Annotated in this window: 15 protein-coding genes and 1 rRNA gene; all 16 read right to left on the bottom strand. The window is 39.4% G+C overall.

The features are described from left to right. Positions 1 to 326: ribosomal RNA gene (locus tag AC4HAJ_RS03230) — 16S ribosomal RNA — on the bottom strand; the annotation flags it as partial. A gap of 295 nt (positions 327 to 621) precedes the next feature. Continuing rightward, on the bottom strand, positions 622 to 2598 hold the full coding sequence (ftsH, locus tag AC4HAJ_RS03225) for an ATP-dependent zinc metalloprotease FtsH (protein ID WP_491078715.1): 1977 nt from the start codon (positions 2596 to 2598) through the stop codon (positions 622 to 624). 25 nt (positions 2599 to 2623) lie between these two features. Further along, on the bottom strand, positions 2624 to 3172 hold the full coding sequence (gene hpt, locus AC4HAJ_RS03220; RefSeq protein WP_491078714.1) for a hypoxanthine phosphoribosyltransferase: 549 nt from the start codon (positions 3170 to 3172) through the stop codon (positions 2624 to 2626). Further along, on the bottom strand, positions 3169 to 4437 hold the full coding sequence (gene tilS / locus AC4HAJ_RS03215; RefSeq protein ID WP_491078713.1) for a tRNA lysidine(34) synthetase TilS: 1269 nt from the start codon (positions 4435 to 4437) through the stop codon (positions 3169 to 3171). The genes hpt and tilS overlap by 4 nt, the downstream gene beginning before the upstream one ends. Next, on the bottom strand, positions 4434 to 5753 hold the full coding sequence (locus AC4HAJ_RS03210) for a serine hydrolase (RefSeq protein WP_491078712.1): 1320 nt from the start codon (positions 5751 to 5753) through the stop codon (positions 4434 to 4436). Before AC4HAJ_RS03210 ends, tilS begins: the two co-directional genes overlap by 4 nt. After that, a complete protein-coding gene (locus AC4HAJ_RS03205) occupies positions 5743 to 5856 on the bottom strand; it encodes an SP_0009 family protein (RefSeq protein ID WP_491078711.1) in 114 nt (37 codons plus the stop codon). Before AC4HAJ_RS03205 ends, AC4HAJ_RS03210 begins: the two co-directional genes overlap by 11 nt. A gap of 4 nt (positions 5857 to 5860) precedes the next feature. Further along, entirely contained in the window at positions 5861 to 6232 is a 372-nt protein-coding gene (locus AC4HAJ_RS03200; protein WP_491078710.1) for an FtsB family cell division protein, read from the bottom strand. Then, positions 6219 to 6491 (bottom strand): RNA-binding S4 domain-containing protein, encoded by a 273-nt coding sequence (locus AC4HAJ_RS03195; RefSeq protein WP_491078709.1) that lies wholly within the window; start codon positions 6489 to 6491, stop codon positions 6219 to 6221. The genes AC4HAJ_RS03200 and AC4HAJ_RS03195 overlap by 14 nt, the downstream gene beginning before the upstream one ends. Before the next feature lie 260 nt (positions 6492 to 6751). Then, the gene (mfd, locus tag AC4HAJ_RS03190; protein ID WP_491078708.1) at positions 6752 to 10258 is read right to left on the bottom strand and encodes a transcription-repair coupling factor; all 3507 of its coding nucleotides are present in this window, start codon (positions 10256 to 10258) and stop codon (positions 6752 to 6754) included. Then, on the bottom strand, positions 10251 to 10820 hold the full coding sequence (gene pth / locus AC4HAJ_RS03185; RefSeq protein ID WP_491078707.1) for an aminoacyl-tRNA hydrolase: 570 nt from the start codon (positions 10818 to 10820) through the stop codon (positions 10251 to 10253). Before pth ends, mfd begins: the two co-directional genes overlap by 8 nt. A gap of 83 nt (positions 10821 to 10903) precedes the next feature. Continuing rightward, positions 10904 to 12019 carry a redox-regulated ATPase YchF gene (gene ychF / locus AC4HAJ_RS03180; RefSeq protein WP_491078706.1) on the bottom strand — a complete coding sequence of 372 codons (1116 nt, stop codon included), beginning with the start codon at positions 12017 to 12019 and terminating at the stop codon, positions 10904 to 10906. 71 nt (positions 12020 to 12090) lie between these two features. Continuing rightward, a complete protein-coding gene (locus tag AC4HAJ_RS03175; RefSeq protein WP_491078705.1) occupies positions 12091 to 12489 on the bottom strand; it encodes a helix-turn-helix domain-containing protein in 399 nt (132 codons plus the stop codon). Between the two features lie 120 nt (positions 12490 to 12609). Continuing rightward, entirely contained in the window at positions 12610 to 12807 is a 198-nt protein-coding gene (locus tag AC4HAJ_RS03170; protein ID WP_491078704.1) for a DUF951 domain-containing protein, read from the bottom strand. A gap of 372 nt (positions 12808 to 13179) precedes the next feature. Then, on the bottom strand, positions 13180 to 14316 hold the full coding sequence (gene dnaN, locus AC4HAJ_RS03165; protein WP_491078703.1) for a DNA polymerase III subunit beta: 1137 nt from the start codon (positions 14314 to 14316) through the stop codon (positions 13180 to 13182). Between the two features lie 156 nt (positions 14317 to 14472). Next, positions 14473 to 15858, bottom strand: a complete 1386-nt coding sequence (gene dnaA, locus AC4HAJ_RS03160) for a chromosomal replication initiator protein DnaA (RefSeq protein ID WP_491078702.1) — start codon at positions 15856 to 15858, stop codon at positions 14473 to 14475. A 200-nt stretch (positions 15859 to 16058) separates the two neighbouring features. Further along, positions 16059 to 16844, bottom strand: coding sequence for a ParB/RepB/Spo0J family partition protein (locus AC4HAJ_RS03155; protein WP_491078701.1), 786 nt, complete (start codon positions 16842 to 16844; stop codon positions 16059 to 16061). Between the last annotated feature and the right edge of the window lie 33 nt (positions 16845 to 16877).

Here is a 16877-nt window from a genome sequence, read left to right as displayed (position 1 = left end):
CCCAGTGTGGCCGATCACCCTCTCAGGTCGGCTATGTATCGTCGCCTAGGTGAGCCCTTACCTCACCTACTAGCTAATACAACGCAGGTCCATCTGTTAGTGGAGCAATTGCCCCTTTCAAATGGTTAACATGGGTTAACCACTCTTATGCGGTATTAGCTATCGTTTCCAATAGTTATCCCCCGCTAACAGGCAGGTTACCTACGCGTTACTCACCCGTTCGCAACTCATCCAGAAAAAGCAAGCTCCTTCCTTCTGCGTTCTACTTGCATGTATTAGGCACGCCGCCAGCGTTCGTCCTGAGCCAGGATCAAACTCTCATTTAAAGTTAATCTTACTCAGTCATCTCTGACTTATTGTTCTTTTTTTGACAGGTCGTATCACTACAACCCGCACGCTTGGTTTCTTGTCTATTCAGTTCTCAAAGGTCTTTGTTGTCCTCTTGAGACAACTCCATTATTCTACTATACTTCTACGCCTCTTGTCAACTCATTTTTCTTTTTATTTTTTAAAAAAAGAAAATACTATACTGAATTTTCTCTGAAGTTGTTGTATATAAAAAAGCGGCTGAAGAACAACCACTTTTTCTAATTTACACAGAGCACAAACCATTTAGATTTTTTATTCTGCATCTTCTGATTCCATTTTTTCTTTGATCTCATCATAAGATAATGCTGGATTATCATTTTCTTCTTCCAAAATGTCATCAGGAAGTTTACCAGTTTCATAAATAGATTTAATCTGTGCCGCATCAAGAGTCTCATACTTCAGCAGAGCCTCTGCAATCAACTTATGCGTTTCTCGATTTGAATTAATAACATCTGCAGCCTTGTTGCGGGCTTCATTTAGAAGATTTCTAATTTCTTCATCAATTATCTGAGCGGTTTGATTTGAGTAAGACTTATCTCCTGGCACCTGACCTGGATTCATAGCATGGTTACCCTCATATTGAACAGGACCAAGCTTGTCACTCATACCATATTCAGTGACCATAGCTCTTGCCAACGATGTTGCTTGCTCAAAATCGTTTGACGCTCCAGAAGTTTGGACATTGAAGATGATCTCCTCTGCCACTCTTCCTCCCATCAAGCCAGCAAGCTGCTCTTGTAACTCATCTTTGGATAAAAGTGATTGATCCTCTTTGGGCAGAGAAATCATATAACCACCGGCACGACCGCGTGGTACAATCGTAACCTTATGTACATCACGTGCGCTAGATAATACTAATCCTACAATTGTATGACCGGCTTCATGATAAGCAACCACTTGACGCTCTTTTTCAGAAACTTGCTTATCCTTCTTAGATGGACCAGCGATGACACGATCCTCAGCCTCATCAATATCGCTAGCATCAATCATTTGCTTATTGCGGCGGGCTGCCACAAGAGCTGCTTCATTTAGAACATTTTCAAGATCAGCACCGACAAAACCTGGGGTCTGTTGAGCAACAACCTTTAAGTTAACGTCATCTTTAAGCGGTTTATTTTTAGCATGTACTTTAAGGATAGCTTCACGTCCCTTAACATCAGGTCGACCGACTAAAACTTTCCGGTCAAAACGTCCAGGACGAAGAAGAGCAGGATCAAGAACATCACTTCGGTTAGTTGCCGCAATAACAATAATGCTCTCGTTACCCTCAAAACCATCCATTTCAACTAGAAGTTGATTAAGGGTTTGCTCACGCTCATCATTGCCGCCACCCATACCAGTACCACGGCGACGTCCAACTGCATCAATTTCATCAATAAAAATCAATGCTCTTTCAGCCTTCTTGGCATCTTCAAATAATGAACGGACACGGCTAGCACCGACACCAACAAACATCTCAACGAAATCTGAACCCGAAATCGTGAAAAATGGTACTCCGGCTTCACCGGCTACTGCCTTAGCAAGTAAGGTTTTCCCTGTCCCTGGAGGGCCTTCAAGTAAAACACCTGTGGGTATACGCGCTCCTAAAGTACGGTATTTCTTTGGATTTTTCAAGAAGTCAACAACTTCTACTAATTCTTGTTTTTCTTCTTCAGCCCCTGCAACATCTGAGAATCGAACTTTGATGTCATCTTGACTAGCTGTTTTAGCCTTATTACGGCCAAAGCTCATAGCTCCACGATTACCACCAGCTTGACTCATGGTAAAGTAAAAGAAAAGTCCCAGAATACCAAGCGGCAGTATCAGGCTAATAATATTCCAAAAAATTGCGCCACTAGTGCTTTCCGGAATAACCTTTAAAGAAGTGTCATGCTTTTCTGCAGCATCCTCTAACCGATCCAAACCTGGACCACTTGGAAGAATTACAGAAGTATATTTTTTAACTTTAACACTTTTTGAGCCTAGAAGAGAGCTACTTCTGTTTTGCTTGCTCTTTTGAGGTTTTTTATAGTTACCGGACACCTCAACAATACTACCACTAGGCTGGTAGGTGATAGAATCAATCTTATTCGCTTTGATATCACTAATCAGCTCAGAATAACTGAGCTGATTGGATTGCCCAGCATTACCCCGAAAATAAATATTTAGTGAAGCTACGGCAACTACGATAAGTATCAAATAAAGATAAGCACTTCTCACTAATCCATTTTTATTATTTTTATTGTTCATCGACTAACAAAATAACTTTCTATTTTTACTTTTTAGTGTAGATTTCCTCTTTGAGGACTCCTACGTAAGGAAGATTACGATACTTTTCATCATAATCCAAACCAAACCCAACAACAAACTCATTTGGGACATCGTAACAAACATAATCAGCTTCAATATCAACGACACGACCCTCAGGCTTATCAAAGAGCGTTGCAATTTTAACAGAATTAGCCTTACGATACTTAAACATGTCACGAAGATATAGAAGGGTACGACCAGTGTCGATGATGTCTTCTACAAAAACAACATCACGACCTTCAACATTCGTATCTACATCTTTCAGAATTTTTACTTCACCACTGCTTTGAGTTCCACCTTGATAACTAGAAACGACCATGAAGTCCATCTCTATATGAGTGTCGATATGCTTAATCAGTTCAGCCATAAAGGGAACTGCACCTTTTAGGACACCAACCAAAAGAGGATTTTTTCCCTCATAATCTTGTGATAATTGTCGACCAAGTTCTTTTGCCTTAGAGGTAATAGAATCGGCTGAATAAAGAACTTTTTTTATATCATTATCTAGTGTCATAGATCACCAATTTCCTTAGTTTTGATACACAATTTAGCTCTAATTGTAACACAATGAGAGGGTTTACTCAAATATAAATCATCACCCACTGAAACAAAAACAATACTGCCATCTTGCTCACCAATAATGGCTTTATCCCTAAGATGTTTGGGAATTTTTTCATCAATGAATAACCGACGAACTTTCTTATGGAAAGTTCCAAAATCAATCACATCACCTGACTGTCTTGGGCGTAAAATTAAAGGAGATAGGCTATAAAGTGAAATAGCTCCCTGATTACCAAACATAAATGTTTTAGAGCCTAGAGTCACAGCATCTCCATATTCTAATCGCTTAGGTTCAAATAAACCATCCGACCTGGGGCTGATTTTATCAATCCAAAAACGCTCTCTTGTGGCATGGAAATAATAGCCTGATTTTAAATAAAAGTCGCCACTGCTTGCCTCAACAGCTAATGACACTAGCCAATTAAACTGAGGCTTTGTAAGTTGGAGATTTGGGAAATCTTGCAAGTAATCTTGAATGAGTACAAAACGAACAGCTGGCGTCTGCTCCCTGAGTTGACGTTTGTCTTGAACATCAATATCAGAGCTAAGATCTTTAATAGCTTCTAGAAATAGGGCTACTTCTTGACCTAGATCAGTTAAATGATTGACCAATTGAGGATTTTCCTCAGATAGCTGAGGTAAATAGGTCAGTCTCACCCGATTTCTCAAATAATCTTGCTTATGGTTGGTTTGATCATCAAAATGAAAAACCTCAGGCAAGTCAGATTTCGCAATAGTCAAAAAAGGTCTGATGAGCTGCCCATTGGCAAAATCAATGACTGGCTGCATAGCCACCAGATGTCTGAGCCTACTTCCTCTTAATATCCTCATGAAAATGGTCTCAGCTTGATCATCCTTGTGATGGGCAGTCGTCAATGCAGTATAGCCGTAATTTCGCATGATTTTTTCAAAAAACTCATATCTAAATGCCCTAGCCTTAGCTTCTGTAAAGGCCCCCGAAAAAGTAGCCAGATAAAAAGGAATGGCCCTATCAGAAGCCCACTGGCGTAAATAAGCTTCCTCTTCGTCAGATTGTTTACGTTGCTTATGATTAACATGGGCAACCGCAATGTCAATAGCCAGTTCATGACGATAATAATGCAAGAAATGGAGCAAATTCATCGAATCTACTCCACCTGATACGGCTATCAGAACCCTTTTATGCTTATCAAAGTAACCCTGTTCCTTGATAGTGTTAAATAATAATTGATTAGTCATTTCAAAATCCTATAAACATCATCAGCTATAGCTGTAATATCATCATAGCTGGAATGATTTGTGAAAATTGCTAAAACAAAAGGTGTTTTGCCATATATAATAGCAACATCATGGCGATAATCATAAGCATCACCGATCTTATGAGAAACTCTAACAGAGATATTTTTAGAGATACGTTGCTTGTCATAATCTGTATTAGAAAGGTAGCCAATAATATCACCATCTTGACGGTAAATAGCTGCCATCATAAGACCAGCTGTCTTTGCTGATACCTTACGACTCTTCATATCCCAATCTTGCTCAACAATTGTCTTAATAGTTGCTCGGTAATCACTGCCATATTGGTCCGTCGCATAATAACCTAAGATATTAGTTCCAGCATTATCAGATTTTTGAGCCACTTTTTTCATCAAAGTTTCGATCGTATAAGGTTTATTATCAGCAACTTTGGAAATATCTCCACTGCCTTCTGTGGCATAGGCTCCTCGAAATTTGTTAACAGCTGGCTTATAAATAACCTTTTGTGATTTTTTCAAGCGATGATCATCAATTTGTTTTTGACTGTAATAAAGAAGAGGAAGTTTACTAACACTGGCAGAGTACATAACCTTATCTGCATTGAGCTCAGCAACCTTACCTGTGTCCATCTGCTTAACGTAAACACTAAATTTTTTAGGGTTCTTATATTTTTTTTCTAACATAGCTTGAACAGCTTCTATGCGATTATCTTCACTAGATAGAGAATTTTCCGGAAACCACCCTTGACCCCTAGCATACAAATAATTCCCATGGTAGGTACGAGCCTTCTTGGTAACAGCGACCTCCTTATAAGCAGACAACTTCGTTTTTTTAGTCGCAACACCCGCTACAAAAGCCTTTTTGTAAACGGTGAATTTATCCTTAGTCCAATAAGCTTTTGACTGACTGAAAACTTGCTGACTGAGTAATTGATCATTATAAAACTGCTTGTAGTTAGCTTCAGCATAACGCCCATTTGAAAACTTAAAAACGGGAACACCCTTTTTATTAGTCTTCAAATTTGTAATCGTATCCGTAAAATTAGGTGCTAATGCTTGTGATTTTTGGGTCAATTCAGCATCTTTATAAGTCGCAATAGACTCAAAAACATTTGGATTAGCTGGAATGTCAGAAAAATAGAACTGGCTAGACCGTTGAAAACGTCCTTGTTGCCACTCTAATCCCTCCTTACCAGTCCAATCACCTGATACTTGAGTAGCCATCACCAATAATAAAACGGGAAAAAACGTCAGAATTATAGTCACCAACACAGGATTGACTGGTGAATTAATCCTCATGGGTCTCCTCCTCTTTTAAGGATTGATTTTTTTGACTAAGCTCCTCTAATTTTTCATCTGAATGTTCTAAAAACGTCTCGATAAGGCTGATTAAATTTTCCATGATATTACGGGATCAATTCTGGGACAATAAAGGTGACTTCATCAGAATCAGAATAATGATATTTTGCACGCGCATACTTTTCAACAAAATCATCATTTTTCAGCTGATCAGCCAATTTTTCCTTATCCTCAGTTTCTGTCTTTGTCTTATTATAATCTTTTTTTAATTGAGTAATTTGTGCTTTTTTCTCCTGCAAACCACGATAGCTAGCTACAAGATTATAAGTTGGCAAAATAAACAATAGAATAACTAAAATCAAGGTCCACCCCATAAAACGGTGACGTTTACGCGTTTCTTCCTCCTCATAACGTTTAGTAATAAGATTTTCCTTGATAAATCGATTGTTCAAGCGAACAACTTTATCATTCTTGCCCATCTGACTCTATCCTCTTCTCACTGACAATCTCGTACATACTCTCAGCATCTTCTTTCTTCGTGCTATCTTTCAGTTCTAAAACACGAACGGTCAACAATTTATTACCAAAGCGCACTTCAATGACATCATTAATTTTCAAATCCGTAGATGATTTGGCTAAGACACCATTGACTTTGATACGGCCTTTATCTGCCACTTCTTTAGCAACCGGCCGACGCTTAATGATACGGGATACTTTTAGGTATTTATCCAATCTCATATCAGAGTTCCTTTCTTTCCAGAGTCTATCCTCGTTATTCTACCATTTTTTTAGGAAAAAAGCAGAACTGATAAGACTTGCAAAAAAGAAGGTAATAAAAAGAGAGCTAAAAATGCCCTCTTACCAAAATATTAACGCCGAAACGACAGTTCCTATAATTTACCATACAAGACTTTTGTCACACTAATCTTTTCTCTGTCAAAAATCTTTGTCAAGGTTGATAACACTGGATTTTTAAAATGCTTTACAAGACTGTCAAGCTAATCTTTGGTTGCTTTTCGCTCCTTTATCTCCGCAAAAGCACGTCCGAAAGTCATGAGTTCTTCTAAGATCTCATAATCTTTTTTGCGACGAACATCAAAGATAACTTCGATTTTACCATCGTATTCCCCAATACGAGCCTTAAGCTGGGTCTTGGACAAGGCTTCAAAATAGTCCTGTGTCAAAAAGAATTGTCGAGTTGATTTTTCAAAACGGACCATAATCTCCTGCTGCTTTTTCTCAACCAATTCAACAAAAACATTATCCATATAAGATTTGAGAAGACCGATTTCCAAGAGATAAGCAACCTGATCTGGATAGTCACCAAAACGATCGATCAACTCATCTTGCAGCTGCTCATAGTCAGCCAAGGTCATCAATTCTCGAATACGCTTATAAATATCAATTTTCTGCCGTTCATCACTGATATAGTCAGATGGTAGATAAGCATCAATTTGCAAATTAATCTCAGCATTACCTCTTTGCCGCGTTTGCGACTGGCCTTGTTTTTGCCGAATCGCTTCTTCCAACATTTGAGAATAGAGCTCAAAACCAACTGAGTCAATAAAACCACTCTGGGAAGCCCCTAGAATATTTCCGGCACCACGAATAGAGAGATCTCGCATGGCAATTTTAAATCCAGATCCTAGCTCAGTAAAGCCCTTGATCGCTTCCAAGCGCTTCTCAGAAGCCTCAGACAAGAGTTTATCTGGTTGATACATAAGATAGGCATAAGCAATACGATTGCTGCGTCCAACACGACCGCGTAATTGATAAAGCGTAGAGAGACCCATACGATCAGCATTCTCAACAAAGAGAGTATTAACATTAGAAATATCAATACCTGTCTCGATAATAGTCGTGGCTACCAAAACATCATAGACACCATCGATAAAATCAAAGAGAGTATTTTCCAGCTGGATCTCACTCATCTGACCATGGACAAAACCAATAGTAGCTTCTGGGACAATATCTTGAAGTTCTGCCACTTTTTGCTCGATGCTCTCAACACGATTGTAAATATAAAAGCTCTGACCACCACGATCAATCTCCCGGATGATCGCTTCACGGATCATACCAGGATTGGTCTCCAAAACATAGGTCTGAACCGGATAGCGATTGGTTGGAGGCGTCTCAATAACAGAGAGATCACGAATCCCCAACATAGACATATGAAGGGTACGCGGAATAGGTGTAGCAGTAAGGGTCAAAACATCAGACTTAGTCTTTAACTCCTTTAGCTTTTCCTTATGCTTGACCCCGAAACGCTGCTCTTCGTCAATAACAATAAGGCCTAAATCTCTAAAAATGAGATCCTTGGAAAGAAGTCTGTGAGTTCCGATAATAATATCAATTTGCCCTTTGGAAATAGCCTCTAAAACATGGTCTTGCTCCTTTTTAGTCTGGAAACGACTGAGCACTCCAATTTCGACAGCGTAATGTTCAAAGCGCTCTTTAAAATTGTTATAGTGCTGCTGAGCCAAAACCGTAGTAGGCACCAAAACAGCAACCTGCTTTCCATCATTGACCGCCTTAAAAGCAGCCCGCATCGCCACTTCTGTCTTACCAAAGCCGACATCCCCAACCAATAAACGATCCATAGGCTTATCTGACTCCATATCAGCTTTAACTTCCTTAATGGATCGAAGTTGATCCTGCGTCTCTGCGTAAGGAAAATCCTCATCAAACTCACGCTGATGATCATCATCTGGCGAAAAAGCAAAGCCCTTCAACTGACTGCGCTCAGCATAAAGCTTGAGAAGGTCATCAGCAATATCTTCAACCTGTTTGGAAACCTTATGTTTAGCCCTTTGAAAACGCCCATCATTGAGTTTGTTAATCTTGGGTTCTTTGCCATCACTGGCCATATACTTGGACAGCAGCTCAATTTGTTCAACCGGAATAGAAATCGTATCATTATTTTGATATTGAACTGTTAAATAGTCCCTATGAATACCAGAAATTTCAATGGTCTCAATCCCCATAAAACGACCAATACCATGCGTATTATGAACAACATAGTCCCCTTTTTCTAGCTCATTATAATCTTTAAGCCGCTCAGCATTGCTAATATGCTGACGTCTGATCCGACGTTTAGGGGCCTTATGATAGATTTCTTTTTCTGTAATCAGGACTAGCTTTTCATCCGCAAAGTAAAAACCATTGGTCAAGTGACCTGTAGTCAGCTGACTCTGACCTACTTGCAACTCATCGTCTGCTACTATAGGAATCTTTAACTCATACTCAGAGAGCACCTCCTGAAGCTTTTCCAGCTTGGGCGCGGTATCAGCCTGCAAGACAACCGTCGCCCCTGATTTTTGATATCGATTGATTTCATCGACCAAGAGGGGCATCTGATTGAAGAACTCCTGCATAGCATATTGGGTCAAATTGTATATCTGATGGAAACGAATATTGCCCAATCCCTTGTGGAAATTTGAAAAGAAGGTAGCAGGTTGATAATGGCGTAAAGTCTGATAAGTATCTGCAAAATAAGCCTGGCTAGCTAGAGCCTTTTCTTGCTGAAGACCTTCCGTTAAGTAGTTAGCAATTTCTAGCTCTAACTTAGCATTGCGGTCTGCCAACTTTTGAAAGTCATCAAAGAAGATCGGAGTTCCCTTTGGAATATAATCCAGCAGACAATAAGTTTTTTCATAAAAGAAGCCCAAAAATTTTTTTAGATCTTCATGCCGATGCCCATCTGCTACTGTCCTATAGAGATCTTCCAAATACTCCCTGAGACCGTCAGTCTGCGCCTTTGCCATAGCCTCCTCAAAATGAACCATAGCACGCGCACGATCTTTTGATGTCAGGACTGCCTCATCTACTGGACTGAGACGAATCTGTTCACAATTCTTCTGAGACACTTGAGATTCTGGATCAAATACACGAATACCATCAAGCTCATCTCCAAAAAATTCCAAACGATAGGCGCTATCAGTACGCCCATCATAGATATCCAAAATATCTCCACGGTGACTAAACTCACCTGGCGATAAAACCTGAGAAACTGCCTTATAACCAATACTACTTAGCTGCTTCATAATATCAGGAAGGTGATACTCTTTCCCCACTGCAAAATCGAGGACAAATTTGGCATAATCTTGCGGATCCGGCAAAAGAACACGACTGGCTAAGAGACTGATAACCAAAACACCCTTAGCCTCCTGATCCAACAAGAAATTAAGACTCTCGATACGGGATAAAGACTTTTCTTGGGAAGCTACAATAAACTCCGCACCGACAATATCATCCGCAAAAAATTGATAAACGTGATTCTCACCGATCAATCCTATCAGATCCGCAGCCAAATTTTCAGCTTCATTCTGCGTAGCAGTAATCACAACTAGCTTACCCTGATTGGATTGGAAATTAGACGCGATCGCTAAACTCTTGCTGCTGCCAGTCAGCCCCATAACCAACTGACGATCCACTAAACCTGTCTTATCTTGCCATTCTTGAATTTGTTTATTTTGCCCAAATAGGCTTATCAGTGTCTTATCCATTGTATTTTTGCATCGTTTGCTCAAAATCTTGAGTCTCTAAATAAAAGTTAAGGGCTTCTGAAACCTTATCCAAAGAAGCCTGCACAGTCGCATAATCATCCTTATCAAAACGCCCAAGGACATGATTAACGACTGTCATACCAGGCTTGGGACGACCAATACCAATCTTAATTCTGTCAAATTCCTGAGAACCGACATGTTTAATAATACTCTTGATACCATTATGACCACCAGCTGAGCCTTTTTGACGAAAGCGGATCTTCCCCACTTCCATATCCAGATCATCATAGATGACAATGATATCATCAAGCGCAATATTATAATAAGTCATCAAGGCATGAACAGCCTGACCACTCTCATTCATAAAGGTCAAGGGTTTCACAAAATAAACCTTCTCACCCCTAATAAAATCTGACGCTACCGCTGCCTTAAAGTTTTTTTCTTCCGAAAAAGTTACAGGTAATGACTTAACGATAGTATCAATAGCCATAAACCCAGCATTGTGCCGAGTTTCATCATATTTTGTTCCAGGATTGCCCAATCCTATGATTAATTTTGTCATGAATATGCACCTTCTCCTTTATTAGTTTCAAATAAACAGCAAAAGGACTGGAAAGTCCTTTCCAGCCTTAGTCCTATGACTCTTTAAACATTGAAACGAAATTCCATGATGTCTCCATCTTGAACAATGTAATCTTTACCTTCTTCACGTAAGCGACCCGCCTCTTTGACCGCTTTTTCAGAACCATACTTAATCAGATCATCATAAGACATGGTAACCGCACGGATAAAGCCCTTTTCAAAGTCTGAGTGAATGATGCCAGCCGCCTGAGGCGCTTTGATCCCACGCTTGAAAGTCCAAGCTCGTACTTCTTTTTCACCAGCTGTGAAATAAGTACCAAGTCCCAAGAGATGGTAGGCTGCACGTGTCAGCCTATCAACTCCCGACTCCTCCAATCCCAGATCTTCAAGAAACATGGCCTTATCATCGTCATCTAGTTCTGAAATTTCCTCTTCAGCACGTGCAGAAATGACAACAACTTCAGCATTTTCAGTCGCAGCAAACTCACGAATTTGCTTAACGTAGTCTATCTCATCAGGATGAGCTACCTGATCCTCATCGACGTTTGCCACATAAAGAACCGGTTTGGTCGTCAAAAGAAAAAGCTGCTTGACAATCTTTTCCTCATCCTCAGTAAACTCAATCGTACGTGCTGATTTTCCATCTTCAAGGACAGGCTTAATTTTTTCAAGAAGAGCGAACTCAGCAACAGAATCTTTATCTTTTTGAGTGCGTGCAATTTTTTCAACACGCGCATAACGTTTATTGATAGACTCTAGGTCAGCCAAGATCAATTCCAAATTGATCGTATCAATATCAGCTAAAGGATCCACAAAAGCATCTTCTCGCCCCTGTTCACGCATGACATTTTCATCATCAAAAGCCCTTACGACATGTACAATAGCATCCACTTCACGGATATTAGCCAGAAATTTATTCCCCAGACCTTCTCCTTTTGAAGCGCCTTTTACAATTCCTGCAATATCAGTAAATTCAAAAGTTGTTGGCACTGTCTTTTTAGGCGTAATCATTTCTGTCAACTTCTGTAAACGCTCATCTGGTACCTCTACCATACCCACATTTGGATCGATCGTTGCAAAAGGATAGTTGGCGGCCTCTGCTCCTGCTTTAGTAATTGCATTAAAAAGAGTTGATTTACCAACATTTGGTAAACCAACGATACCTGCTGTTAAAGCCATCTCTATAGTCTCCATCTCTATTTTTCAATCAGCGTTATTATAGCAGAAAAAGCTTGCAAATCGCAAGCTGATTAAAGGAAAATAACTAACCAAAAAACAATGGAAAAGATAAAAATCAATAAAAGCCACCAATACTCTGAGAATAAATCAATCAGAATAGTTAATCCATCTCTTTTCTCATATTTTCCCGTTTCTGGATTGATGACATACTCACGACCTTTTAGTAACTGTAAGTTATCATCATCTTCCTCTATTGTAAAAGTAGACGACTGTTTTCCTTTTACTAGCTCATCTAGACTAACCGTCAGAATTTCTGATAATTTAACTAATTTCTCTAAATCTGGAGTTGCATCTCCATTTTCCCATTTTGAAATTGCCTGACGTGATATAAATAACTGCCGAGCCAAATCTTCCTGAGAAATATTTCTCTCCTGACGAAGGCTTTTTAATTGCTCTGAAAACACAGTCATAAGCATAACCACCCTTCTTCTTTATAACCTTATTATAACTAATGATATTAAAATCCATTAGCACTTTTTAAGGCAACCAACAGTTGCGGAGGGCTTTAAAAACACTGATCTGCTAATAGTCTAGGGTTGCAAAACTTTCTTCATCTTGCGCTCAAAATCATGACGGCTCATCATGACAACATGATCACAATTAGTACAGCGAATCTTAATATCTGCCCCTAGGCGCGTGACCTCCCAGGCATTAGCCTTTTTACCCGTCGCCTTAATAGTGCAGGCATGCGGTTTTTTCATCTCAACTAAGGAACCAACTTGATACATAATGTCCTCCAAATCTTATTTAATATCTCATTATAGCCAAAAAATATTAGCTTTACAATGACTCTGAAGCCTAATACTTATAACTGCTCTAAAATAAAAAAAGAAAGAACCCAACTGATGTTGAGCTCTTTCCGGAGATTATGAAAAAGACACGTCATTCTACGATACGCCAGTGAGTTAGAAGGACGGGCCCTAGAGCAGCGGAGTCGCTCTAGGGAAAGTTTAAAAAATGATATAAAAAAGAAAGAACCCAACTAGTGTTGAGCTCTTTCCGGAGATTATGAAAAAGAAAAGTTTATTTAGGATTGACTATAGTATACCCTTAGGTACTTAAAACTGCCTTAAATATCCAAACTTTTTTTATTTTTTAGCTTAATTAGTACGAACTGGTGTAATCAGCTGGATAAAATTCTCACCATCATCGCCAGGTGTTAAGGTGAATGGACGAACTGGTGAAATAAAACGAATGCGTACGGTTTCACTTTTAAGAGCTTTCAAGGATTCAATCAAGTAAGTAGGATTAAAGCTAATTGTTAAGTCGCTACCGCTGACCTCTTGAGCATCGATTTCCTCATTAACCTTTCCTACCTCAGGAGAATTAACGTGGGCTGATACTTTACCAGCTTCTATCTCCAGCTTAACCGTACCATTTTGCGTAGCATTAGAAATTAAATGAGCACGCTCCATAGCAGAACGTAGATTGTGAGTATTGAAGAGAACTTCCGTTTCAAACTCAGAACTCAAGAGGCGGTCAGTATCTGGATAGGCACCTTCAAGCATGCGAGCATAGAAACTAATGGTTTCACTTCTAAAAAGAATCTGATTACCTGATAAAAAGACTTCAACTGTCTCAATATCATCTGTAAAGACTGATGACAACTCACGTAAAGAGCGGCTTGGCAGAACAACATCAAAATCATCACCAGAATGCTCTAAGACTAGTTTACGTTGACTCATACGATGAGAATCAGTGGCAACAGCCTTGAAATTAGTATGATCAGATAAAACAAAATGAATCCCTGTCAAAATAGGGCGGCTCTCTTGGGTACTAGCTGCAAAAGCAGTTTCAGAAATGATCTCCTTGAGAACTTTAGTATCAAAAATCAAAGGATTACTAGTTGCAACTTCTTGTAAACGTGGGTACTGCTCCACATCTTTTCCTTTTAGTGTGATTTCAGATTTACCACTGACTAATAGAACCTGATGGTGGTCAATCTCTTTGAAATCAAGACTAACATCAGGCAAACTAGAAACAATATTAATAAAGAAATTTGCTTCTAAAAGAATACTGCCTGACTCAGTAATTAAAAGACCAGCATTTTCATCAGCAGTTGAAATAGTATTCTCAATAGAAATTTGTCCATTGGATCCTGTAAGCGTAATACCAGTAGAGGCTACCTCAATTTTAATACTGGATAAAATAGGAATGGCATTTTTAGAGCTAATAGCCCTTTTAGTCGCATTTAAAGCCTGAAGGAAAAAAGCTTTATTAATAGAAAAATTAATCATAGGAACTCCTTTATTATTTATTAGTATTAGTTTAGTAGTAGTAGTAGGTCCTGTGTATAAGGTGGAAAATCGAGCCTAACCTAGAAAGCTCTAACGATGAGACTTGTGCACAAGCTGTGGAAAAGTCTAGCATCAATCACTAACTTCTCCACAGCTCTATTTAATCTTATTTTTTATGGTGTCAATCTCAATCCTCAGACTATCATCTTGTGCCAGAATATTTTTGATTTTATTGTAGGCATGAAGAACTGTGGAGTGATCCCGTCCTCCGAATTCCTGACCGATTTTAGGGAGACTGTTATCGGTCATCTCACGAGCTAAGAACATAGCGACTTGACGGGCTAAGACAATGTTTTGATTGCGCTTGGTTGACTTGACATCTTTGACAGTAACCCCATAGAATTTGCTGACCTGCTTTTGAATCTCCTCAATAGAGATGACATTAATAATAGGAGCATCTTGCTTACGCGCCCGAATCGCTTCGGCTGCGATATCGACAGTGATAATTTCTGCCTGCTTGAAGGTAGCAACAAGATTGATATCCTTTAAAGCCCCTTCAAGATCACGCACGTTGGAATCAAACTGGCCAGCCAGATATTCAATAGTATCAGAAGCAAAGGTATAAGGAAACCCCTGTTCCATAATTTTATTGGTCAAGATAGCGATCCGTGTCTCGTAATCAGGTGGGGTGATGTCAACAGTTAAGCCCCACTTGAAACGGGTAACCAAGCGCTCTTCAAGATTATTGAGATGATCGGGTGTGCGATCACTAGTCAGGACAATTTGCTTATTATTGGAATGGAGGTCATTGAAGGTATTGAAAAATTCAAATTGAGTACTTTCCTTATTGGCCAAGGACTGGATATCATCAATAAGGAGGACATCTAAACTTCTAAACTCATCCTGTAACTCTTCCATTGTTTCCAAGCGAATGTGATTAACAAATTCATTGATAAAGTTTTCAGCTGTGATATAGCGAACACGCGCACTAGGATTATTCTCCAAGACAGTGTTCCCAATGGCATTTAGTAAGTGTGTCTTACCTAGCCCTGGACCTCCCCAGATAAACAGTGGGTTATAGGTCGTACCAGGATTATCAGCAACCGCCATAGATGCTGCCTTGGCCCATTTATTTTCATCCCCTTGAATAAAGTTATCAAAGCGATACTTGGTATTGAGGTTCGATTGAATAGCTGGCTGAAGATTAGTCTCAGGTGCTCTTACTTGACCATAGCCTTGCTGGTAACTTCCTCCTTGAGTGTTAGAAGAGGGGGTTACTGGTGATGGAATTTCAGAACTTTCAAAGATGTACTTAGCCTGAAGTTGGGTATTAAAAACCTCAAATCCGGCTGTAATCAATACCTGTTGAAGATTTTTTTCCCAGAACAGCTCCTTCATTCGATCGATAAAAATAATGGCAACATTATTGTCCACACGAATGAGCTGGGCATCAAGGACAAAAAATTCAAAAGTCGCTTGACTCAGCTGTTCTCTAGCCAATTCAAACACTCTATTCCAAAAAACTTGCTCTTTTTCGGTCATAGGTGACTCCTTAAGTGATTAAAATCTGTTCTTGGTTTTGAAAAGTATTCTACCATAAAAATAAGAAGTTTTCCACAACCTGTGGGGTAAAAATCCACATTGTTCAAAGAAGTTTTCCACAACCTGTGGAATATCACACAAGACTTGAAATAAGTAGCATTTAAAGATTTTTTTACTGTTGAAAAAGAAAACATCTAAGATTAATTATCCACATCATTTTGTAGCTTGTGAATAATTCTGTTGAAATCCTCTTGGTTAGAAAAGGAAATAGTAATTTTTCCCTTTTGAGAACGGTTGATCGAAATAGTGACAGGATTCCCGAGAGCTTGGCTCAGTTGACTTTCAAGATCTTTCTTAAAGAGATCTTCTTTTTTAGCTTGTTTTTTTTGTTTAGCTTTAGGGGCTAGTAGGTGCTCCAAAGTGCGAACGGATAAATCTTGATCGATAATCTTTTGCAGCCACCTATCTTGTTCTTCTTCGGACAAGCGTAAAAGCAGTCGTGCATGCCCTTGAGAGATGTCTGCTTGTTCGATGGCCCGTTTGACAGCAGGCGATAACTGCAATAAGCGAAGACTATTGGAAATATAAGGCCGAGATTTTCCCATCACTTGAGCAATCTCCTCATGTGTCATTTTTTTGGAGGCAATCAGGTTTTGATAAGCCAAAGCTTCTTCGATAGGATTGAGATCAGAGCGCTGAAGATTTTCAATGACGGCTAGAATTTGGCTTTCTTGATCAGATAAGTCTTTTATGATAGCAGGAATCCTATCAAGGTGAGCTAATTGGCTAGCTCTTAAGCGTCTTTCTCCGGCAATGAGTTCGTAACCAAAAATGGCTGAACGTCTCACAATGATAGGTTGGAGCAAACCATTTTCTTGGATCGACTGCGCCAATTCCTCAAGCTCTTTCTGCTGGAAATGAAGGCGTGGTTGAAAAGGATTAGGAGAAATATCATTGATAGGAATGAGGGTTAATTCTTGTGTCATAGCAATTCCTTTCGAAGTGAGAGGGAGCCAGCC

Source organism: Streptococcus sp. ALY_211 (assembly GCF_058314555.1).
The sequence above is the reverse complement of the archived record's forward strand: the minus strand, read 5'-3'. Positions and strand labels throughout refer to the sequence as shown.

Coding starts and splice junctions, on each gene's coding strand:
- AC4HAJ_RS03175 (WP_491078705.1), bottom strand. CDS start 12,489: ATGACTGTGTTTTCAGAGCAATTAAAAAGCCTTCGTCAGGAGAGAAAT.
- AC4HAJ_RS03195 (WP_491078709.1), bottom strand. CDS start 6,491: ATGAGATTGGATAAATACCTAAAAGTATCCCGTATCATTAAGCGTCGG.
- AC4HAJ_RS03205 (WP_491078711.1), bottom strand. CDS start 5,856: ATGGAAAATTTAATCAGCCTTATCGAGACGTTTTTAGAACATTCAGAT.
- mfd (WP_491078708.1), bottom strand. CDS start 10,258: ATGGATAAGACACTGATAAGCCTATTTGGGCAAAATAAACAAATTCAA.
- ychF (WP_491078706.1), bottom strand. CDS start 12,019: ATGGCTTTAACAGCAGGTATCGTTGGTTTACCAAATGTTGGTAAATCA.
- AC4HAJ_RS03200 (WP_491078710.1), bottom strand. CDS start 6,232: ATGGGCAAGAATGATAAAGTTGTTCGCTTGAACAATCGATTTATCAAG.
- hpt (WP_491078714.1), bottom strand. CDS start 3,172: ATGACACTAGATAATGATATAAAAAAAGTTCTTTATTCAGCCGATTCT.
- AC4HAJ_RS03170 (WP_491078704.1), bottom strand. CDS start 12,807: ATGTATCAAGTTGGTTCCTTAGTTGAGATGAAAAAACCGCATGCCTGC.
- tilS (WP_491078713.1), bottom strand. CDS start 4,437: ATGACTAATCAATTATTATTTAACACTATCAAGGAACAGGGTTACTTT.
- pth (WP_491078707.1), bottom strand. CDS start 10,820: ATGACAAAATTAATCATAGGATTGGGCAATCCTGGAACAAAATATGAT.
- dnaA (WP_491078702.1), bottom strand. CDS start 15,858: ATGACCGAAAAAGAGCAAGTTTTTTGGAATAGAGTGTTTGAATTGGCT.
- dnaN (WP_491078703.1), bottom strand. CDS start 14,316: ATGATTAATTTTTCTATTAATAAAGCTTTTTTCCTTCAGGCTTTAAAT.
- AC4HAJ_RS03210 (WP_491078712.1), bottom strand. CDS start 5,753: ATGAGGATTAATTCACCAGTCAATCCTGTGTTGGTGACTATAATTCTG.
- ftsH (WP_491078715.1), bottom strand. CDS start 2,598: ATGAACAATAAAAATAATAAAAATGGATTAGTGAGAAGTGCTTATCTT.
- AC4HAJ_RS03155 (WP_491078701.1), bottom strand. CDS start 16,844: ATGACACAAGAATTAACCCTCATTCCTATCAATGATATTTCTCCTAAT.